The organism is Phycisphaerae bacterium (assembly GCA_012729815.1).
In the GTDB taxonomy this organism is placed as follows: Bacteria; Planctomycetota; Phycisphaerae; order JAAYCJ01; family JAAYCJ01; genus JAAYCJ01.
The window spans coordinates 1-2,625 of sequence record JAAYCJ010000004.1 but is presented as its reverse complement, the minus strand read 5'-3'; the positions used below and the strand labels follow the sequence as shown (position 1 = coordinate 2,625).

Here is a 2,625-nt window from a genome sequence, read left to right as displayed (position 1 = left end):
GAGGGTGACGGCGGCTGGTTTGACCGGAATCGTATAATCGGGTGGCCATACGGAATGCTGCCGATGAGCTGCACGAGCGAACCGGAGAACCTGTCGGCTGAGGATGGACGGACCCGGTGCAGTGCGAGATGGAAGGACCATGGAAAGCAAGCCAGTGACATGTCGAAGGTCTCGGCCCGTATGGGCCTTTTCGCTATCGGAATTGATGGTGGCGATCGGTATTCTGGGGATCGGCCTGCTGATCGTGGCGGCGTCGTTTCCGGTGGCGATCGACCAGGCCCGCCAAGCGGTTGAGATCACCAACGCCCAGCTTGTTTTTGAGGAGGCGGCGCAGCGGCTGAAGCTCGATGTGGGGCCGGGACGGCTGGACGATGGGGTGCCGTACGAAGGCATCGAGGACTACGTCAACGCAGACGGATCTGACGGTGCCTACAGGGGACGGTTCCGTCTTGGGGCAGATGACACGCAGAGGCGGGTTTACCTTCTCTCGTTCGACACGGTGCCTTTGGACCCGAATGGGAGCAGCGCCGCCGATTTCTTCGACGGCGGGTTCAACGGCGATCCTGAGCTGTATCCCTTCAGCGGAACAGACTGCGTTTACAGTGTCGATGACACCTACGGCTGGGTTGCCGCGGTGCAGAAACAACATATGGCGGGTGCTGAGCCAGGGACGGCGACGGGGAAATCGCGTTACTACTACAAGTTCTGGGTGTTTGTGGTTCGCGAGCCTACGGGCGTGAGTGATGGGACGAATCTGAAGATGGCGCTGCGGCGGGCTGGTGCAACGCCGTTTGGAGTTGGTGCAACGCGGCAGCTTCGATTGCTCGAAGCCGATGTGCCCGGGCGCGGGTCGTTCCTTTTGGGTGATGACGGCGAGGTCTACAAGGTTACGGACGTCGGTACGCCGAGTGGCGGATATCAACTGGTGATGTGCGATAAGGATGTTTCCGGCATTGATGAGAGCGTTGCGTTCGTCGATGTGAATCCGGATGCTAGCGGCAATCTTACGCGTCGTGCGCCGGTGGTTGCGGTATATGAGACGGTGATCAACTATGACGAGTAGTTGGGATATTTCGGGTTTGGGATGGCGTGGGCGGCGGTTGGGCGGGGTATGCCGGTGTGGATTTACGCTGGCTGAGCTGATGGTGGCGGTGGTGGTGCTGGTGATTTTGCTGGGCATCGTGTCGATGATTTACAAGTCGTCGGCGGACGCGGTGAGCCACACGAATTCGACGGTGTCGGCGATCGACAAGCTGGACGCGTTTCGGCGTCAGGTGGAGGACGACCTTCGGCACGTGTGCCGCGACGGGTACATGATTCTGGTGCGGCGGGAGTTTAACGATTTGACGGAGGCGACGCCGGACGGGCAGGTGAAGTTTGACGGGATTGATGGGGTTCGGGCGGACAAGCTGATTTTCTGGCGGACCGGGGCGGCGTTACGGGCGGGAAAGAGCGATGTGCTTTCGAATATCGGGATGGTGATGTACGGTCACGCGGACTTTAACCCCGCGACGGCGAGCGGGTATGGTCAGACGCCGGCGGATGGGACCGCGGTCAATCCGGTTCACGTGAATCGGTGGGCGGTTGGGCGGCGGGTGTTGGTGCATGAGTACGATTCCGGATACGATCATCCGTTTGATGGCACCTACTGGGGCGAGCTGCTTGATGCCGATCCGAATGATCCGGCGGATCAGGCAGAGACGGACGTGATCCCGTACACCTTTGCCCAGGTGATGCGGCAGATGAGGCCGTCCGATCCGGATTACCTGTTTGAAGACGAGAGACCCCTCCTTAGACCCCTCCTTGTGACGTTTATCGTGAACTCGCCGGATCGCGGGTTCCGCATGTACGTGGATGATCCGGCGGCGGATCTGTATCGGGTGTTGCTGGACGGCTGCGGGTCGCTTCGCATCCGGTTCCTGCTGCCGACGGAGGACTATCATCGCGACGGGACGGACTTTGGAACCGTCTCCATCTACAGCGACGACGGGTCTTCGTTGGACTGGCATGATTATGACTATAATGCGGATGATGCTGACGATCCGACCGGCGAAGAACGTTGGGACTTTGGTGAATGGCCGCCGGATAATGGGGATGGCGTACTTGACACCGAGGAGAGGCCCATCTGGCTTGATTTGCCGTACAACTCCAGTTGTGTTCCGCCAGGATATGCGGTGCCGTCCACTGATGGGATTCTATGTTTCTCGCCCGAGGTGCGGCACCAGTGGCCAGCGGCGTTGGAGTTTACGATTCGGCTTTACGATCGGGAGTTGAAGGTACGGAGTCAGAGCGAGTTGGATGAGGCGGTGGACGCGGACGGCAACGGGTTTGAGCACGGCGGGTTGACGTATCGGTTTGTGGTGCCGGTGGGAGGCTGAGGAGGGTCGGGTCATGCGAACGCAATATCAGGAACATAGGCGTGGGACGGTGCTGGTTCTGGTGGTGGTGCTGCTGGCGCTGCTGGCGATCATGGGGACGAGTTTCGTGATCAGCATGCGGATTGAGGGGGTGGCGGCTGAGAATCGCCAGGTGTCGTTCGCGGAGCGTCAGGTTTTGCAGGCGTCGATCGACAGCATCGAGAGCCGGATTGTCGATACGCTGGAGTTGGATTTGTGGGGCAAGCCG

General features: G+C 60.1%; 3 protein-coding genes. All 3 read left to right on the top strand.

Features of this window, described 5'->3' with window-relative positions:
• Positions 1-208 precede the first annotated feature (208 nt).
• The gene (locus tag GXY33_00325) at positions 209-1,063 is read left to right on the top strand and encodes a hypothetical protein (protein NLX03566.1); all 855 of its coding nucleotides are present in this window, start codon (positions 209-211) and stop codon (positions 1,061-1,063) included.
• Positions 1,053-2,378: a prepilin-type N-terminal cleavage/methylation domain-containing protein gene (locus GXY33_00320; GenBank protein NLX03565.1), complete on the top strand. Its 1,326-nt coding sequence runs from the start codon at positions 1,053-1,055 to the stop codon at positions 2,376-2,378. The genes GXY33_00325 and GXY33_00320 overlap by 11 nt, the downstream gene beginning before the upstream one ends.
• A gap of 13 nt (positions 2,379-2,391) precedes the next feature.
• Positions 2,392-2,625: hypothetical protein (locus GXY33_00315; GenBank protein NLX03564.1), on the top strand; the 234-nt coding region annotated here is incomplete at its 3' end.

What these genes read in the sequence shown, in the direction of transcription:
- GXY33_00320 (NLX03565.1), top strand. Translation starts at nt 1,053, where the DNA reads ATGACGAGTAGTTGGGATATTTCGGGTTTGGGATGGCGTGGGCGGCGG.